The organism is Pseudomonas sp. ASL8 (assembly GCF_056680355.1).
The window spans coordinates 4,589,410-4,606,804 of sequence record NZ_CM155278.1 but is presented as its reverse complement, the minus strand read 5'-3'; the positions used below and the strand labels follow the sequence as shown (position 1 = coordinate 4,606,804).

Genomic DNA, 17,395 nt, shown 5'->3' with positions numbered 1-17,395 from the left:
GACCTCAACGTACGAGCCCAATACACGCAGCTACTCATCAAGCCAATATACGTAGTTGAACAGAGCGTCTACCTCAGAGAGATTTTCCAACTCTAATTGAGTTTGAACCTCCCTGGCGTCTCGGCAGAACTGCTCGTAAAGCTCGGGGGTAACATTGGTTTTCAATGGCCGGAGGGGGTATTGATCGTAACCTGCGACTATCAACCCGCTCACCGCGTTCTGGTTCATCACCGCATATCGCTTGTTGTCCAAGGCGTGGAGGATCTCCGTTAGGACATTGATGCCCGCTCGATCAATATCCACGAAGTGGCTGTGCAACAACTCAAATGCTTGGGCGGGTGTTGCGCGGTTCAGCTCCAATACCTCCGCAAGGGCACTGATGAAGAGGCTCGACTTCTGCGATACGATACGCTTCCCGCGATGTAGTCCTCCGGAATGAAAGCACTCGATCAGGCCTTCGTACGCCTTAAGGAAAGTATCGCGGGCGACCTTACCTAATCCAGCGACCTCTTTGATCCGTCGCCTCGCCATCAGCCGATCTTCCGCCCTGTGGGTTTGTTGGGCCGTAAACCCATAAGGCGAATCGTCAGCCTTCATGTCAGCCAGCCGGTCAGCCAACACCTCCGAGCTGTGCAGGTCACCCCGGCTGATTTTTTCCGCACGTCGACTTGCCATCTTCCGCCAAGCCTCGTGAACGGCATGGACTTTTGCATACCGATCAATGCGCGCCGTTGTTGCGCGAGTGAGCGCGCCCGCTTCGATCAAACCACCAAAGTGCTCTTGGACAGACGCCATCAATGCACCGTCGCGGTCGTTGACGACGACCGATGCCTCGTAGTTGTTGGAAAGGCCGCCAGCAGTCAGGTTTGCGGAGCCCACGATTACTCTGTGGCCTCCCGGTTCGCGCACTGCGTAGACCTTGGGATGGAAGGTGTCTTCTGTTGAACTCAGGTAGAGTTCCAGTTTGTTCTGGGAATTCTTTTCCACCTTGAACAGCTCATACAGCATCGCGGGGTCGGTCACGAACAGACTCAGGCCAACCGCCATCCGGGCTGTCATCCCGCGAGCAATCGCCTGCTTGAGAGGCTCCAGGATCGCCTCGCTTGCGGAAGATTTAGCAAACGCAACCATGCATTCCAAGTGCTCAGCATTAGCCAGTAGTCCGATGATCTCGTCGCCATGACCTGAGTCATAGCCATTCAGTAACAGCTTCAATCCTTGTGCCATGTCATCGCTCGCAGTTTATGCCACAGACTTGGGGTCATCGAAAATGACGATCTTTTGGCTACCCCGATGGAGACGGCGGGCGCTTCCACGACAAGGTTGTAGTCGCTATGAATGAGCAACGGCCCTCTATCTCAGAAGCGAAGTGCACGCTCAACAACCAGGTAGCCATTTAGTGATCGGCGATAGATCCCTAAACTTTATCCCATACGGTCTGCAGCCGATCGCGTCATCACATGCCCAGGTCGTGCTCAAGGCGGTAACCTTTAAGTTCTGATGTCAGCTTTTTGAGTGGTAGGAGGTGCAAAAGACCGTCTGCGAGGTACTGGCAATGGCATGAGAGCAACGCAATGTGTTCTGGTAGTGCATCACGCGATGGCATCCCTGTGCCGGCTTCCGCGAAAGCTTTTTCTAACACGTATAGAACGTCCTCACCCACCCACTCACGGCGAAGGTACTCCATTGAACTGCGTGGAGGCTTGGGCCCAAACCCTTGGAGTAGATCCACTACTGTTTGATGAAGGCCGGAGGCTCCAAGATGGGTCAGCGCAACTTTCCAAAGCGTCCCCTCCTGGGGCAGGTTAAGCCGCCAGCGTTTTGTCGTTACCTGGATCATGGTTGCTCGTCGGCGTCCTGACTCTCCTCAGCCGCCGCATCAGCTGCGACCATGGCCGCGAAATCCTGCCGCACCTGATCCTCGCATTTATGGCAGGCGAAACATTGGATTCTCTCCATATCACCAGTCACGAAAGCGTCACAGCGTTCACACGTAATTGCCTGCCATCCTCGATCGAAGCACGAAACGCAGCTCCACAACCCGTCGATGTAGAAAACAGAAGGTCGGGGACACTCGCACTTATGGCAAGAAGCGATATGCTCGGCGCCCTCCTCCCACCATCGATCCCCCTTATGAATGTGAGCAGTGCACAGATCGATTAAAGCATCTGTGTTGAAGGCGAAGTGGCACGTCGGACACTCGGTGAATTTTGCATCAAAGAACTCAACGTCTTCATTGCATCCTGGGCAGGGTAATTTGATATCAGCCTTCACCACCGCCGTGTCACTGACGCCGCAGACCAGGCAACTGTAATCAGTCCCCCAAGGATGCACTTCACTCACCACTGCTGACGTCAGCTCGCAGTGCCCGCATGCAATGATCGTTTTACCTCTTTTCACCTCTATGTCGATTTTCGGCTTGAGGATCGTGAACCGAGAACGGAGAAAATCTCGCTGCCTCATCATGCGGTGATTCAGCTTTTGGAGCTCAATTTTGTAAGGTTCGAAAACGCCCTTCCACGTCTCTGTAAGCACGCCGTAAAGGTAGTACCATGAGGCCCACTGCTCAACGATAACGCCCGCTTGAGTTGCAGCTAGATCGTCATGTACTGAATGGGCGAAGTGGACGATCTGGTTGCGGTGCTCGCCTAGCGCCTTGAAGTTATCGGAGGCGGCGGTGTCAATTTTCTCTCCAAGTATCGAATTGATCCGCTTCAGGGCATCATCGAGATAGACGGAAAGAAAGTCCCCGACGTATAGGTTTTGGAGGTCGGCAGTCTCTGGCTTGGACAGCATAAGCGTCCAGTGCTCCGCCATCAGGCGGGCTTTGAGAAAGAGCTCAATGGCCGTATACAAGTCGACGATAGAGTTATTGGGTCTATCCTTAACGTGATCCAGTGACGTCTCTACGAACCCCAGCGCATTCTTCACCAAAGCATCGAACAGCTGTTCCTTCGTCCACTTAATGCTAGGCTCACCGCGTGTTGCTATTGCCATGGCGGGGAAGGTATGGCGAAATCGAGCGTTTCCAAAGTCTGTAGTTTACCGAACACAGCGACGTGCTCCGCACTGAATCAGAGAAGTGTCTAAATGTCCGAAAGCATGCTCGTTCGTGCCAACCGCGATGGCGATCAGTTCCATTATCTATGGGCGGCACGCCGCGCATTGCGGCTACTCACACCGGAGTCCGGTCTTGTAGCTATTACGATTGAGGGGGCTGCAACCGATGAACTACCTGACGTCGAGCCCGTTGAGGTCGGTGAGCAGCTCATCAATATCGCTGAATACTACGGCAGCACTGAGCTAGAAAGCGCGACACTGGTTCGCTACATGCAACTCAAGCATTCGACGGTACGGGTATCACTACTACCGTGCCAAATGATTCCCTAGCGCCATGCAGAACGCCGCCCTTTGAATCAAGAGCACCCAACGTTGCATCGTTGAGACTTTGAGGATAGCCGTTGCCGAATAATTTCCACGTAGCGGCACAAGCACTAAATTCTTCAATCACAGTGATTCTCGGTAGAATTTCATAATCATACGGGCACTATATTTCTGACGTTGTCGTTTTAGGTGACGGGGTGAGCAAGGTGTGTTTGCCGGACGGTTACTTGCAGAGACCCACAACGTACTGTAAAAACTTTCGCATGAACTGAATGTGTGAGCGCTCAATGACTACTAGAAAGGATGTCCTGGCCAAATTGGCCCGGCAGGTGCGGGAATCTCGCAGCGAAATACGCGCAGGTTTGGAGGCCGTGGAAAAGGAGTTGCGGGATGCGGTAGGAGAACTGAACCTATACGCAACAGGTGTGAATGTAAATCTCGGGTATATAGACGTAGATGACTGGGAATATGGCTGCTTTGTTTTCGACGGTCAACACCTTAGAGTATTAACTTCATCGACAGTGGATGATGCGATGAGCCAGGGCACACCCTACGAAGGGCAAATGGACATGCACAACATTAACGATCTAAGTGATGAAAATCTTACTAAGCTCGCCTCCCCTGCGGCGATTGATTCCATATGGAATGCGGTTGAAAATAATCTGACTGAGCTTTTGGGTGAAGCCACCAGTTCGGCGCAGTTACTTTCGGAATTTTCCAATAATCAAAGCGCAGCCGTTCACGACGATCTCACCGAGTTGTTGGACGGCGATTATCTGGAAAAGCAATGGGGCAAAGCCCGTATTGCTATACTGACCGACCCTACCGACTCGATTTCCCATAGCAACGCTTTTATAGAATCTGTATGTCGTCATTATCTTGAGACCAGAGGCTTACCCCTTCCTCCGGAACTCGTGATAACAAAGCTAATAGGGCAAGTGGTTAGTGATTTCCCTGCACTTAAACTCCCAGATGGCACCGATTATGGTAATGACATAACAAGACTTTTTGGCGGTGTGAAATCAGTAACTCAGGGTATTGGTGTTTTGCGCACCCACGCTAGCAGCGCACACGGTGGTAACAAGGTCGCTTACCAGGCGGAAGCGCGTCTTGCTAATAATTTGGCAGGCTCGATAGCGGTTTATATTCTTGAGAAGCTTAGAAGCCATATTGAACGCCCCCTGTGAGGGATGGCCTGCGTTCTCTGGTCAGGGTCAAATTTGCGGTCTTTTGCTGGCTGCCTACCGCGATTCCGGACTCTTAGGTAGAGATGTGAAACCGATCCTGTATACCTACCGAGTGTAATGGGTATGTACAGCTCGAACGATGCTCGCTGCTCTCTGAGCCTGTACGCAAAAGCACGCCACCATTACCGACAAAGCACCGGAGACCAAACGTGAGAAAGCCACCTGTGAAAATCATCATAGAAAAATGGAATGGGGACGGTGCAATTCGAATTCCAGATGAAGCGCTGTAGGAATTGGAGCTGGATGTCGGCGACACTGTGTATCTGATAGAAGAATTTTTCGGCAACTCTCGTTGCCTAGTCCTATCATCGCGGATCGAATAGGCGAGCTCGCAGAGGCTTGGAACAGCGGACTGCGTGACAGCACAGAGGACAACGGAGGCAGGTCGCAGGTCTATTAAATAGACCTCACACTTTGCTCTTTGGAGACATCCGATCCCCTTTTCCAACGGCACCTACACCCACAACTGTCTTTGTTCGATCAGCCGAATATCACATGATCGCATCGAATCCATCTGAGGTAGTGAAGCCTGCGTATCTGGTCATTGAGAATAACCACTTTGGTTGCAAGGAAGCCCGACATGTTTTTTTTTGACCCCGCGAATTCGCAAAAAAATATCCGTGTCTCAATGCTTAGCGATTGGCTGGACTGGGCTGCCGGCAATAAGCCTGAGGAGTGGCATGTCGCGCTGCCGATGATTCAGCGAGGATTCGTTTGGAAGCCATCGCAAATCATCCAGCTTTGGGACACCCTCTTTCAAGGGCTGCCCTTCGGTGCCCTCCTGGTCAGCGATCTCCCTAAGGACGCCCAGAGTATCGCCTTGGTTGACAACACTCCGTCAGGCACAGATGAAGGGTGCGGGCGCCTTGGCCTGGTGGATGGTCAGCAACGTACGCTTGCCATGCTTGCAGGGTGGCCACTGCCAAGCCAAACACCAATCTCACATCGCATTTGGGTCGACTTTGCTGACACCCCACGCCAGGGTGAGTTACTGAGCCTACGAATTACGACACGCAACCAGCCCTTTGGGTATTCCCGCGATAATCCAAACGCAAAGCTCTCCCTGCCAGACCGCAGAAAAGCCCTTACCGCCTGGGAGAACCAGGTCGGCGGTACTCACCTTGAAAGCGCTCAGCACCCAGACTTCCTCAAAACACGCCCCTGGAGCAACCGAAAATCATTGCCGTTGGATCTGCGAGAGCTTACCCAATGCTGGCAGGCCTGTGGCAGTCAATCTGAGGTTTGGCAGCAAGCGGTATTATCCATGCTGAAGTCCCCCCCTCCGTTGCAGACGGCTGATGCTGCACATCCAACTTCTGTGTGGGAGACATTCGAAACGAAACATCAGCAGCGGGTTATCGAACGTATCAGCCTACTTGCTTTAGGTCTGCAGTACATCGATGAGGCCCAAATTCCCTTGCTGCGCGTCGACGAGCGCCTGTTCGACATCAGTACTTCCGCCAGCACGGAGCCTCCGCTGGCGCTACTGTTCAAGCGCATCGGCTCTAACTCCACCAAGCTGTCAGATAACGACTACGTCTACGCCATTCTCAAGCACCTGCGTCCAGAGGTGCACCAGATGGTCACCCAGTTACACGAGCATGACGCCGGCAGTGGCCATGGCAGCGTTGCCAGCTTGATGACCCCTACCGATCTTGCCATGACAGCTCTGCGTTTGGCCTGCGCGACCGACCGTGAGATAAAACTTGATCCTGAAAACCCCGACAAAGAAGAGTTTCACCATCTAATCAAAACGGATGGGTTCCTGGATCGATCCTTTCTCCCTGTGCTCACACGCGATGTCATGCGCCAGTGCTTCGATCAGGTTCTTGTATTTCTGGATTATCGTGACGGTGTTGATCCTGGTCTGCCAAGGCATGCCCTACCCCACCTTTCTCGGCCACTGGTGCAAGTCCTACTGAGGCTCGCGCAGATTGGCTACCTGGGCACACCCGTCTGTGCGAAAAGCGAAAGCCGCCGTGGCGATGCACTGCGATTCGTCCTTCAGTGGTGGCTGTGTATCAAAGACCACCGCAAGGCGAGCAAGAAGGCCTATCAGGTGGTGGCCAAGTTCATCCAAGACGAACACCTGGACGACACCCTCGGTTCTCGCATGATGGATGCCATCCTAAGTGGCGGTTTGGCGCTGGCGATGCCCAATCCATCCCTGCTTGAGGCTCGTCCTGGCTTGACGGACTCACGGGTTAGCCACGCTAATGAAATCATTGGAGCGGATCGGTTTAACCCACTCCCAGACGATGAGGCCGATAAGCAGCTCTGCTGCTTCTGGCAGCACTGGTGCACCTCATCGAGCCATCGGTATCCCTTACTGCTATGGCTTCAACGCAGCTATGTGGCCAGCATGGATGGTGACCCAGTGGCTGGGCGTGACGAGGACACCCCTTACGACTATGACCATATCGTCCCTCATCTGCATTGGGGCGATTGGACGGGTTATGCCAAGGGCACACGGATTCTCGAGTTCATGAAAAAGCCTTACGTGATCGGCAACTGCATAGGGAATATTCGTGCCTGGGGTAGTAGCGACAACAGGAGCGACGGGGCATTGGCGCCGGCCAAGAAACTGCATTTGGTGCCAGAAATCGACTCTGAAGATCTGCTGACGAGGGAAGCACGGGAGCTCAGGTCGTTGAGCTTGTTGGAGTCCAGTGGCATAGAGCCTGAGCAGGCCCAGCTATGGATAAACTGCCTACCGGCAAAAGGGACTGGTGACCGCTGCTGGAGCTTCGAACGCACCAAGAGCTTTGAAATTGCCGTCGAGCAAAGAGCATTTTCGCTCTACAGGCGCTTTTACCAAGAACCTGATTTCCAGTTATGGGCAATAAAAGCCGAGAGCTTTGATGTCTCTACGAAATTAGGGACGATTCTGTAACGCGATTCATGCATGGTAACAGTCGCAGGGTTACCTTGTGGAAAGTGCGTTACAAGCCAGTAAATTCGGGCTCAGAAGCGCTAAATTGGTATGGACGCAGACTTGGCTTTTTATGGCGAACGTCACACCGATTTAGAGCTTACCCGGCGGCATTCTTTGATTGCGAGCAGGATGATGAAGCTGAGTTGCTTTTAATATCCCATAAACTCAAGCCATCCCACCGCGAGGAAATCTTGGCATTGGTGAAGGCGTTGGCAGAAATAGATGATCCTACCGTCAAGTAAATGATCGGCTGGCCGAAAATCTGAGTAGTCGTCAAGCACATAGGAAACCCTACATTGTCAGAGCCCATCGTCACCTCCCCTATCGGGTGGATAGATACAGTTATCAAAGTTTCACCATATTTCGGAGCTCTTACTCTAGCCGTGTACGTGGTTCTGAGAACAAACGCGCTATTTTTCGTGGTATACCGAGCTCATCAACTATTAGGCGGAGCTAAAGATTTCCATAACAAATCTGCTCAACGGCATTGGGACGCTCACGCAGATTTTCAACGCTTTAACCTCTGGTTCGGATTGCACCTCAAAACCTCTCGCAACATGGCTAAGCTTCTAACTTGGCTAGACAAACACCAATTGACGATTGAAGAGCTCTGTCGGGCACGACGATACTTCAATGCCAACGAGTTGACCTTCAAACTGCCTGGCGCCGGTAGAAGGCAATTTATACGAAGCACCGCTTTGCTAGCGATGGCTATCCTAACGCTGACCTGCATGGCTTTTTCCTACACCCCATATGCACTATTTACCGTAAACAAGACAGGCACAACATTTTGGGTCGAACAGAACAAAGCGTTCAATGCGACTGGCAATTATCTGTCTTGGATTCATTCGGAAACCTGGTCGATAGATAATAAATACTGCCTTTTTTCTGAAGGCACGGAACCACTTAATAACCAATGGGACAAGGACGTAATTTGCAGTTTTGTGCTAGGCAACAACAACCAATACATAGAAGATTCTATGAAGTCTCAGAAAATGATAGGCATGGCGGCAGGGTTTGTCGCAATCACTTTGCTTATAAGCTTATTTTTTATAATGAGTCGAGAACAGAATGCAGCGGTTCTTGAAAAAGAGGTAGCGCGGATAGATCAGGGCCTTACTTAAACAAAGCTCCAAATGGTAGGAGACCGAGCGTCTCAAGAAACCACTCCCTTCATTCTGCTGTTCGGAACCGACTCGAGGGCGAGGCTAACCTGCATAGGCGTTGGCGATCTCATTGATAGAGGCCCCGGTGTCCTAGACGGTCTCAAGCCGCTCGGTGAGCCTTGGTTTTTCATTGCCATGAGCAATCACGAGCAGATGCTGATCAACGCATACCATGAAAACCCTAACGTCCGATATAGCGCTCATGGCGCTGGATGGTAGTCGACCATCGTTGACGAATCGAAGGAGATGATTGTCGCCAAGCTTGAGAGCCTTCCCTTCGTGATCGAAATCGAATGTCCACGTGGCGTAGTTGGAGTCGTTCACACTGATGTTCCTGCTGGTATGGTCAAGCCACAGGTCGAAGAAACGGCATTGTAGGGAAGAGAGCGAGTTATCAAGCATAATCAGGAGGGAGTAGCTGATGTATGGCGGGGTTGTACCGGCCATACCTGGATTCTACATTCATTACGGCTTGGTAACGTCCTGGCGCTGGATTGTACGGGCGGTGGGGATGGCCCTCTTGCGGTCTATTGCGCGCAGGATGACACTATCTATAGTGGCCGGTCGGCCTCCCTCGGCCACGCAGAAGTGTTCACCGAGCAAATGTCTGCACTCGAGAAAGCACTGGGAGATCTCAAGAGCACGCTCAACACCAACAAACTGTTTGAGTCCCAGAATCTAATTGGTGAAGCAGATGAATTGGCCAAGCGCGCAAATTGAACATGGCTGATGCTTCGAGAAGAAGTCAGCGAGTCTCAGGGATTCGTGAATAGGCTTCATGGCCTTAGCATGGTCGTGGGCGACCGGAGAGCAGCTAAGCTGCTGGACAAGTTAAAGGTAGAACACACTGGCACCCCGCTAGATGGCGTGCTGGGCAGGCTTTTCGACTGACACCGAAACCCCGTGCCGATGGCTGATGTGGGCTAGATCCAGTCTTCTTCACGATATGCGTTCATGGCGCTTTCTCGTGGTTGGTTCGAAACTATATAAAGCTGTCCCATGTGATCAGAGATGTCAATCAGACCTACCGGTTCCCGCCCGCCGGCGATCTCGTAAACGCAGGCGGCCGACTGGCGTGCTAGATGGAGCCTGCTGTCCTGAGGGATAACCCCAAGTACGACTGCTTGGACAAAAAACAGAATCAATCAGGAGCAATACTTTGAGTGAAATAGGAGTTTGGGTGAGCGAAGCCATCTCGCATATTGATGCGATTGGGACGGGCCTCGCGGCGTCATGGGGGGATCTCAAGGGCTTCGGGAACTCCGCGTTCACTACCTCATTAGCGGGCGCGTTTGCTGGCGCCTATGCAGCCCAAAAGATCGCAGAAAAAACGAAGATTCGGGATGAACTGACAAAGGAAATTCGTAGCACCAATAGCGGTCTCATACTTGCCTTAACTATCACCAATCTTGCCTTGGCGATAAAAAAGCAATACGTCCAGAAGATGAAAACCACATACGACGATGACCTAAAAAAGTTTGATGTCCACACGTCCGGTGTCCGCACCGGAGCCATTGATGCGAAGGCGCCATTAACACTCTCCATGGACTTCGCAACACTCCAGGGGATTTCGCCGCCGATAGCTGCCCTTCAGGAGATCGTGCTGGGCAAGATCTCCACCTCTGGACGGGCGCTTTCAATGGTCACCGCGCTAGCCGATGGGATTGCCAATCTCAATACAGCGCTGGTCAGGAGGAATGACCTCATAGCAGACTACAAGGCCAAAAGATTTCCAGATGGCGCACGCATCCAAGATCTTTACCTAGGCTTGAAATATGACGACGGCAACGTCAACAACGAGTACGGCGACACCCTCCAAGGTGTGTATTCATACACTGATGACGTGATCTTCTTCGGCATGAAACTTTGCGAGGATCTCTTGCGCCATGGCCATCGAGTGATTGGCAAAAATAAAAGGCTCCTAAAAGGCGCACCATCTGATCTAGTAGCAATCGATTTTGGGCCTGCAAGGGATTTAGGCCTTATCCCAAGTGATGAGCAGTACATGGACTGGCTCTCTGGAATGCGAGAGAAGCCAAAGGCAAACAAGCCTTGGTGGCGACTGAAAGACCGGGGCGTCTGATGAGACCGCGCCCCCTCGCAGCCAGTCTAGGAATACTTATTTAGGAAGGAACAGCTAATGGCGATTCACATCCCCAATAACGACCAGAAACATCTTGCCGTCTTAATCGATGCCGACAACGTACCAGCAGCAATTGTCGAAGGTTTCTTTGAAGAAGTCGCCAAGTATGGTGTTGCAAGCGTCAAACGCATCTACGGCGACTGGACTGCGGATTCCACTCCCATGTGGACACCCCTTGGACATTGACTCCGCGAGCACTTGGACAGCGATTTTTCACTGACCCAACCCTCTACTAGGCAGGCAGCGACGCAAGATTTTTCACTACCATCGACCTCTTTTTTCGAAGCGAAGAGATCGTCGTGGAGCGTTTATCTTTGCGTAAAATCCGAGAGGTGCTACGCCTGAAGTTCGTCGCCGGCCTGTCCGCGCGTATGATCGGCGCCAGCCTTGGTATCAGCAGCGGCAGTGCTGGCCTGCACCTGACCAATGAAATAGACCGGCATCGCATTTTTCTCGATTGAGGTGAGTCGGGACAAAGTACCTGAAAAAAACCGTTGGCCAGTTTTGCTGAATCTAAGGTTTTATCTTGCGGGCGACATCAAGCTTACGATGCATCAGCGATACCATCGTGAGAATGTCCAATGCATCTTGCTCGGACATAGGCCAGTCTATCTTCGTCGCATGCGCCAGAGGATTACGGACGGCCCCAAACAGTCCGATTAGTAGATTCGCAAATCCCTTCTGCTCACTTTTCTCAGACTCGGTGGTTAGGGGCCCCAAGGCAAGCATTGGGCTTTGTCCGAGGAAAGCCTTGGTTACCAGATCGGCGCCATCACCATTCAAGCCCGATAAGTTTCGGATCCGTGCAGCAATCCCCTTTGTAGCCTCAAATACTGCGTGGAAGTAATTTTCGCTCAACAGTTCTGCCCGGCAGTATTTCAAAACTTCCTCATGTACTGCTCGGGCTTCTAGCGCTGCTTTGAGCCGGCCTACACGTGCGCGAGCCACATCAAGGGTGGTTGCCTTGTCCGCACGCCCGACTTTTCCATCATCGCGCACGTAGAATCCCGAGAAGGCTAGGACAACGTTGAGCTCATCCCTACGCCAAGTGAAGGCCTCACGATCCCGGGCGTAACTCACTGGATTCATAGCGCTGTTGATGAAAAGGATGAGATGGTTCCCAACCTGATGCTGGTTCTGCATTTGTGCCAACGCGTTGAATAAGCGTTTCCACTTGGTGTTGTTGGGGTCGGCGTCTGGAACGCGAATGTCTTGGAGAAGATATCCAATTTGAGTGCCGCTCAAGCCACGTTCGGTATCTGCGAGAACACGACATGCAGCTTCTAGGTGCTGCGAACTAAAGGGTGTGATGCGGTTACTCAACGCTAATCTCCATCGGTAAACACTTAGAGGGCCGCTTGAGCCTGTGGGAAAAATAACCCTTGGGCCAATGTGCCGGGCGAGATGGCGCCCGGGGTACTAGCCCTCAATATCCGATCTGAGGTTTTCCTCCAGATGCTCAATTCTGGATGTGCCCGGAATTGGGAACATGATCGGTGAGTAGTTCAGAAGCCATTTCAAAGCATGGGTTGCCAAGATGGGTTGGTCTCGCACCTCGCTGGCTGCAACATATCTTCCGGCGCTCAAAGGCGCGTAGGGAACGAACGCTATTTCGTTCTGCTCACACCAAAGGATCACGTCCTCGGAGTGGTTATCCAGGATGCTAAATTGATTCTGAACAGCGGCGATTGGAGCAATCGTCATCGCTTGCGTGAGTTGAGGAATATCGACTTTCGACAAGCCCAGGAATTTGATTTTCCCTTCCTGACGCATCTTCTCAAGCTCCCCGACCTGGTCGGCCAAAGGGACATTTTGATCGACACGGTGCAGGTAATACAGGTCTATCGCTTCGACGTTGAGCTGCCTAAGGCTCTTCTCAACGCACTGGCGCAAATACGCCGGAAAGCCGCAGGGTGTCCACTTGCCAGGGCCTTGGCGGGTAAAGCCACCTTTGGTCGCAATGATCAGATCGTCGGTATAGGGGAACAACGCTTTACGAATTAGCCCCTCGGCCACATTTGGCCCATAAGCGTCGGCGGTGTCGATGTGTTGCACACCCAACTCCACGGCTTTACGCAGAAGTTGAACGGCTTCAGCTTCTGAAGTCGGTGGGCCCCATATGCCCGGCCCCGTTAGCCTCATTGTGCCAAATCCGAGGCGCCTCACCTGCTTTCCTGCCAAGAGTCCTGTCTGGGGGGCGGTCATGAGCGCTCCAACTTATGAAGAATTTCGGCGTGCAAGCTATCGAGAAGAGCACCTCGCACGTCAGGAACAAGTATCTGATGCTGGATCTCGAAGTGGTTCAGGATCTGATGCAAGTGGCTGTCGACGGACGCCCTGAAAGCTAGATCAGTATCGCGTCCTGGGCCAAGCGCGATAGAGCTATCAATTCGGGTAGCTACGATGGATGTATAGCCGAGAAGCTGGCCGGTGATTAATGATTTGACAGCGTTTATCTGCTGCATCGGTGCAGGTGTACCTCGATGCTCGACAGCAGCATTCCAATACGCCACGGCATCCATGATCGGTCGATCGACCAGTATCACCTCAGCATTGTCAGCGGCTGCTCGTTGCGCCTCGAGCGTACGGTCGATAAACCACATCGTGGAGTCGTAGGTATGCTGGGTGAGCAGCGGGATACCTTGCTGTACCGCTAGCTTCCCGAACGAGGGGATGGTAGCAACGCAGATGCCTTTGCACTCAAGTGAAACTTTGAGCGCTTCACAGAAGGTGGACTTCCCCGTGGAGTGGGTTCCAGTGACACCTAAAAGAACAGTCTTCACCATAGGCTTCCTTGCTCCGGGGGAGGCGATTGCTCGTCAGGTTGCGTTTTGAGCTGCGCGATTTTGCAGATGTCCTGCCAAGTGCTGGCAGCTGACTTTTCGATGAGATGATCAAGCAATAAGGCCGTCGCATAAGCATCATCTGCTGCTCGGTGGAGCTGGTCGGCGACCTTATCGCGCAGCCCTGTGTCAATGAGCAATGACTCAAGCCGATGGCTCTTGGCGTTAGGGTAAACGTGACGAGCAAGTTTCAACGTGTCGATGACCCCCACTGGCGACCATTCGGGCAAGTGACGCTTCATCACGCCATAGTCGACCGACGCATTGTGCGCGACGAACCATCGGTTCTGCAGGTGCTGCTCGACGTCATCCATGATCTCAGCCCAGGATGGGCAATTTTCCAGCTCCGCGTTTTTAATACCGTGGATTCGCTGGGCCTGCCAAGTGATCCGGTGGACGGGCTTGATTAACCAAGACAAAAGATCGCGGTTTTCCGTCGGTGGAAATGAGGCGATTCCCACTTCGACCAAGTCGGGTGGCGTATGCCCATTGCCCTCAACGTCTACGATGATGATTGGTTCAGAGGGCCAGGCGAAGTCTGTTTTTAGCATCAGAGATTCCTTGTAGCCTCGGCGCGGCCATGGCGCGCGTAGTGATGGGGCTTGTCAGCGTCGTGCACCTGATAGCCTAGGGAGTGTTGTAAATAGTAACGACGCTGTTCATCCAGGCCACGAACGACAATCGCACGGTCGTTCACCTGCGGGTCTTCCACAGCACCCAGCTCGTGGCACATTCGATTGAGAATCTGCTGATATGGCTTCTTCCATGCCGCCTTGCAGATGGAGAATTGGAAGCTAGGGCAGGTATCGCATAATTCGGTGATGCCGAAGTGTCCGTTGTAATCGGGTTGCGCATGCGCAAAGGCGACTCCGCAAGAGGTTTTGTGGAAGATCGGTGTCACCTGATTCTGTTCCCCATACAATCTGAGCAACCTATGCTCATCCTCCAGCGGGAGTAGTTTTCGCCTTGCCGTCATTTTGTACGGTTCAGGGATTCCTTGGCTCTGGTAAAACTCGGCTATTTCCTTTCGATAGAACAGCCCGCTAAATACGGTCGCATGGGCATGGTTGGCCAGCGCCGCAGCCTTTGCAATGTGTTCTAACGAGTCGTTTAGCCCTGGAACGATCGGGCGCCAATACAACACCACTTTGTAGTGCCTGGCATGGCGGAACAGCATCTTCAGGCTGTTGGCAGCGATCGAAGACTTGATGGGCTCGATCTTCGGATCATCAATTCCTGAGTACGTAACCAGCACTGTCAGCTTGATATTTCTGAGCGTATTGAAGCGCTCGCAATCGTCCTGAGATACACGCCATCGAGTGATCACAAGCACATTGTTGGTTAGCCCGGCCTCATCAAGCATACGCAGCAGATTATGGGTATGACTCTTGACCTCGGGGAGCATCGGGTCGGTAGCCCGGTTGAACAACTGAACGGGTGTGATATGAGGCTGGAAATACCGATGAGTGATAAATCGCTGGAAGGCTTCTTCATCGCTCATCAATGCTTGCGGCGTGCGCTGATCGAAATTTCCATAGAGATGACGAACGCAGTAGCTGCAATCGAGTGGACAGCCGATGATGTGATTCAAGCTCAGCCCGCTTTTTCGGTAACCGACAGGATCTACAAGGTTCGGGTTAGCGTTTTTTAACTGCGTCGGGTCGATGATTCTGACTTGGGATCTCACTGCGATTCTCCTTGCTTGCCATCGGATCATCAGATGGAGTGAGCGCCCAATTAGGGTGCCTACCCGCCCATCCTTGGTGGGTAACAGTAATGGCCAGATGATAGCTTGATTTCTTAGTGCACGGGCAAGTCAGACTCGTATGGCTGAGCCAATAGTTTCGCTATCCGCAGTACGCATCGCTCCAGATGCCATCAGGATGTGATCCAAAATAATTGCGAAACCAGCCAAAACGCACTATGTTGTGTTCAGGAGCATCTAAAAACACCACATAATGTGGTTATTGTTTGATGCGCCCGCTGTCTACCGATATATTTTCGTAAGATCCTTAACGCATGAAGGAGATTTCGTATGACAGATCGTCGCCCTATCAACAAAGACGTCAACGTTCCTAAGCCAGGCGGTGGTGAGCAGCCGCGTTCTCGGAATCAAGATGGACAGATTCGAGATAAACGGAGTGATGCGGGGAAACCCCGCAAGTGACGTGCAATAAACTCAGCAGGGGGCGCACGCCCTCTGCTGAGTTTGACTTCGTCTGATGAAGCCTTTGGCTCCAAATACGCAAACGCACCTACCCGAGAGACTATTTCACCGGTGAGCTTAGAATCACTTGACCACGCTCGAGAAAAACATTCAGATCCAGTGATCTGATGCCCGGAACCTAGGTACGATTTTGAACGAAGCTACCGATCTCGGGATTCCACGGTGATCCGGCCACCCATTCCACGCACATCCGGCCACCCTTAAGGCAAGCAGCGACGCAGGATTAATTCACTACTATCGACCTCTTTTATCGAAGCAGAGAGGTCGTCGTGGAAAGGTTATCCATGCGTAAGATTCGAGAAGTACTACGCCTCAAATTTGAGGTCGGTCTGTCTGCTCGCCAGATCGCTGTCAGCTTGCAAGTCGGGCGGGCCAGCGTCGGGTATTCCCTCAATCGCTTTGCTGGGAGCGGGCTGATTTGGCCCTCTGCGCTGACCGATGCCGAGCTGCAACGAAGTCTTTTTCCGCCGCCGCCCGCTGTCCCCAGTGATCAACGTCCGATGCCTGATTGGGCAAAAACTCACGCCGAATTGCGCCGTCCCGGCGTCACCTTGGCGCTGCTTTGGCAAGAGTACCGCCTCAGCCAGCCCCAAGGTTTCCAGTACAGCTGGTTCTGCGAGCACTACCGGCTGTGGGCCGCCAAGATCGACGTGGTCATGCGCCAGGAACACCGTACAGGCGAAAAGCTGTTCGTCGACTACGCCGGCCAGACCGTGCCAGTTATCGACAAGCGAACGGGTGAAATCCGCCAGACCCAGATCTTCGTCGCCGTTTTGTGCGCTTCCAGCTACACCTTTGCCGAGGCCACCCGGTCGCAGAAACTGCCGGATTGGCTGGGTTCGCACATGCGCTACTTCGCTTTTCTCGGTGGGACATCCGAGATCCTCGTGCCAGATAATCTGCGCAGCGGCGTCACCAAGGCGCATCGTTACGAGCCCGATACCGCGTCTTGCCGAGCACTACGACGTTGCCGTGTTGCCTGCTCGCTCGCGCAAACCCAAGGATAAAGCCAAGGTTGAAGTCGGCGTGCAAGTAGTCGAGCGCTGGATTTTGGCGGTCTTGCGCAACCGCCAGTTCTTCTCGCTGGGCGAACTTAATACGGCTATCGACGTGCTGCTCGAACGCCTCATCCAAAAGCCGTTTAAGAAACTACCTGGCTCTCGTCGCTCGACCTTCGAGGCCATCGACCAGCCCGCACTGCAACCGCTGCCGGAACATCCCTACGTCTACGCCGAATGGAAAAAGGTACGGGTACCGCCTCGAACTGAAGGGTGAATCGATGCGCAGGCGCTCGACAAAATTGACGACAGCGGGTACTTCAGACTAACAATGCAAACCTGCGTCGCTGAGCTCCGACTGCCCGGCCGGATGTTAGTGGAATGAGTGGCCGAATGGGGTGGAATCCGCAGCCAGTCTCTCATGGCCAACAGACGACACAGAGCAAGGGACG

At 52.9% G+C, this 17,395-nt stretch carries 15 protein-coding genes and 3 pseudogenes; 9 read left to right on the top strand and 9 right to left on the bottom strand.

What is annotated here, in order from left to right:
- Window positions 1-30: 30 nt before the first annotated feature.
- From AC1MEA_RS21075 to AC1MEA_RS21065, 3 genes are all read right to left on the bottom strand, one after another.
- Window positions 31-1,227, bottom strand: a complete 1,197-nt coding sequence (locus tag AC1MEA_RS21075) for a phospholipase D-like domain-containing protein (RefSeq protein WP_480417273.1) — start codon at window positions 1,225-1,227, stop codon at window positions 31-33.
- A gap of 229 nt (window positions 1,228-1,456) precedes the next feature.
- Complete coding sequence (locus tag AC1MEA_RS21070) at window positions 1,457-1,840, bottom strand: hypothetical protein (protein ID WP_480417272.1); 384 nt, start codon at window positions 1,838-1,840, stop codon at window positions 1,457-1,459.
- The gene (locus AC1MEA_RS21065) at window positions 1,837-2,931 is read right to left on the bottom strand and encodes a hypothetical protein (RefSeq protein WP_480417271.1); all 1,095 of its coding nucleotides are present in this window, start codon (window positions 2,929-2,931) and stop codon (window positions 1,837-1,839) included. The genes AC1MEA_RS21070 and AC1MEA_RS21065 overlap by 4 nt, the downstream gene beginning before the upstream one ends.
- A 159-nt stretch (window positions 2,932-3,090) precedes the next feature.
- On the opposite strand from AC1MEA_RS21065, the gene AC1MEA_RS21060 reads away from it, so the two are divergent.
- The 5 genes and pseudogenes from AC1MEA_RS21060 to AC1MEA_RS21040 all read left to right on the top strand — a co-directional run bounded on the left by AC1MEA_RS21060 (window position 3,091) and on the right by AC1MEA_RS21040 (window position 8,690).
- Complete coding sequence (locus AC1MEA_RS21060; RefSeq protein WP_480417270.1) at window positions 3,091-3,390, top strand: hypothetical protein; 300 nt, start codon at window positions 3,091-3,093, stop codon at window positions 3,388-3,390.
- A gap of 281 nt (window positions 3,391-3,671) precedes the next feature.
- Window positions 3,672-4,571, top strand: coding sequence for an abortive infection family protein (locus AC1MEA_RS21055; RefSeq protein WP_480417269.1), 900 nt, complete (start codon window positions 3,672-3,674; stop codon window positions 4,569-4,571).
- Between the two features lie 209 nt (window positions 4,572-4,780).
- Window positions 4,781-5,031: pseudogene (locus AC1MEA_RS21050) on the top strand (AbrB/MazE/SpoVT family DNA-binding domain-containing protein).
- Window positions 5,032-5,211: 180 nt separating this feature from the next.
- Window positions 5,212-7,524, top strand: a complete 2,313-nt coding sequence (locus AC1MEA_RS21045; protein WP_480417268.1) for a DUF262 domain-containing protein — start codon at window positions 5,212-5,214, stop codon at window positions 7,522-7,524.
- A gap of 338 nt (window positions 7,525-7,862) precedes the next feature.
- Window positions 7,863-8,690 (top strand): DUF6216 family protein, encoded by an 828-nt coding sequence (locus AC1MEA_RS21040; protein ID WP_480417267.1) that lies wholly within the window; start codon window positions 7,863-7,865, stop codon window positions 8,688-8,690.
- Window positions 8,691-8,822: 132 nt separating this feature from the next.
- On the opposite strand, the gene AC1MEA_RS21035 is transcribed toward AC1MEA_RS21040, so the two are convergent.
- The gene (locus AC1MEA_RS21035; protein WP_480417266.1) at window positions 8,823-9,179 is read right to left on the bottom strand and encodes a hypothetical protein; all 357 of its coding nucleotides are present in this window, start codon (window positions 9,177-9,179) and stop codon (window positions 8,823-8,825) included.
- A gap of 733 nt (window positions 9,180-9,912) precedes the next feature.
- Here AC1MEA_RS21035 and AC1MEA_RS21030 point away from each other — a divergent pair.
- The 3 genes and pseudogenes from AC1MEA_RS21030 to AC1MEA_RS21020 all read left to right on the top strand — a co-directional run bounded on the left by AC1MEA_RS21030 (window position 9,913) and on the right by AC1MEA_RS21020 (window position 11,336).
- Window positions 9,913-10,815 carry a hypothetical protein gene (locus tag AC1MEA_RS21030; RefSeq protein ID WP_480417265.1) on the top strand — a complete coding sequence of 301 codons (903 nt, stop codon included), beginning with the start codon at window positions 9,913-9,915 and terminating at the stop codon, window positions 10,813-10,815.
- Window positions 10,816-10,872: 57 nt separating this feature from the next.
- Window positions 10,873-11,043: pseudogene (locus AC1MEA_RS21025) on the top strand (NYN domain-containing protein); the annotation flags it as partial.
- A 131-nt stretch (window positions 11,044-11,174) separates the two neighbouring features.
- Window positions 11,175-11,336, top strand: a complete 162-nt coding sequence (locus AC1MEA_RS21020; RefSeq protein ID WP_480918230.1) for a hypothetical protein — start codon at window positions 11,175-11,177, stop codon at window positions 11,334-11,336.
- 52 nt (window positions 11,337-11,388) lie between these two features.
- Here AC1MEA_RS21020 and AC1MEA_RS21015 read toward each other — a convergent pair whose 3' ends face one another.
- The 5 genes from AC1MEA_RS21015 to AC1MEA_RS20995 all read right to left on the bottom strand — a co-directional run bounded on the left by AC1MEA_RS21015 (window position 11,389) and on the right by AC1MEA_RS20995 (window position 15,405).
- Window positions 11,389-12,198 (bottom strand): TIGR02391 family protein, encoded by an 810-nt coding sequence (locus AC1MEA_RS21015; RefSeq protein WP_480417264.1) that lies wholly within the window; start codon window positions 12,196-12,198, stop codon window positions 11,389-11,391.
- 96 nt (window positions 12,199-12,294) lie between these two features.
- Window positions 12,295-13,080 (bottom strand): aldo/keto reductase, encoded by a 786-nt coding sequence (locus tag AC1MEA_RS21010; protein WP_480417263.1) that lies wholly within the window; start codon window positions 13,078-13,080, stop codon window positions 12,295-12,297.
- Window positions 13,077-13,658: an AAA family ATPase gene (locus AC1MEA_RS21005; protein WP_480417262.1), complete on the bottom strand. Its 582-nt coding sequence runs from the start codon at window positions 13,656-13,658 to the stop codon at window positions 13,077-13,079. The genes AC1MEA_RS21010 and AC1MEA_RS21005 overlap by 4 nt, the downstream gene beginning before the upstream one ends.
- Complete coding sequence (locus AC1MEA_RS21000) at window positions 13,655-14,269, bottom strand: 3'-5' exonuclease (protein WP_480417261.1); 615 nt, start codon at window positions 14,267-14,269, stop codon at window positions 13,655-13,657. The genes AC1MEA_RS21005 and AC1MEA_RS21000 overlap by 4 nt, the downstream gene beginning before the upstream one ends.
- Window positions 14,269-15,405 carry a radical SAM protein gene (locus AC1MEA_RS20995; RefSeq protein ID WP_480417260.1) on the bottom strand — a complete coding sequence of 379 codons (1,137 nt, stop codon included), beginning with the start codon at window positions 15,403-15,405 and terminating at the stop codon, window positions 14,269-14,271. The genes AC1MEA_RS21000 and AC1MEA_RS20995 overlap by 1 nt, the downstream gene beginning before the upstream one ends.
- Window positions 15,406-16,229: 824 nt before the next feature.
- Here AC1MEA_RS20995 and istA point away from each other — a divergent pair.
- Window positions 16,230-17,199: pseudogene (gene istA / locus AC1MEA_RS20990) on the top strand (IS21 family transposase); the annotation flags it as partial.
- Window positions 17,200-17,395 lie beyond the last annotated feature (196 nt).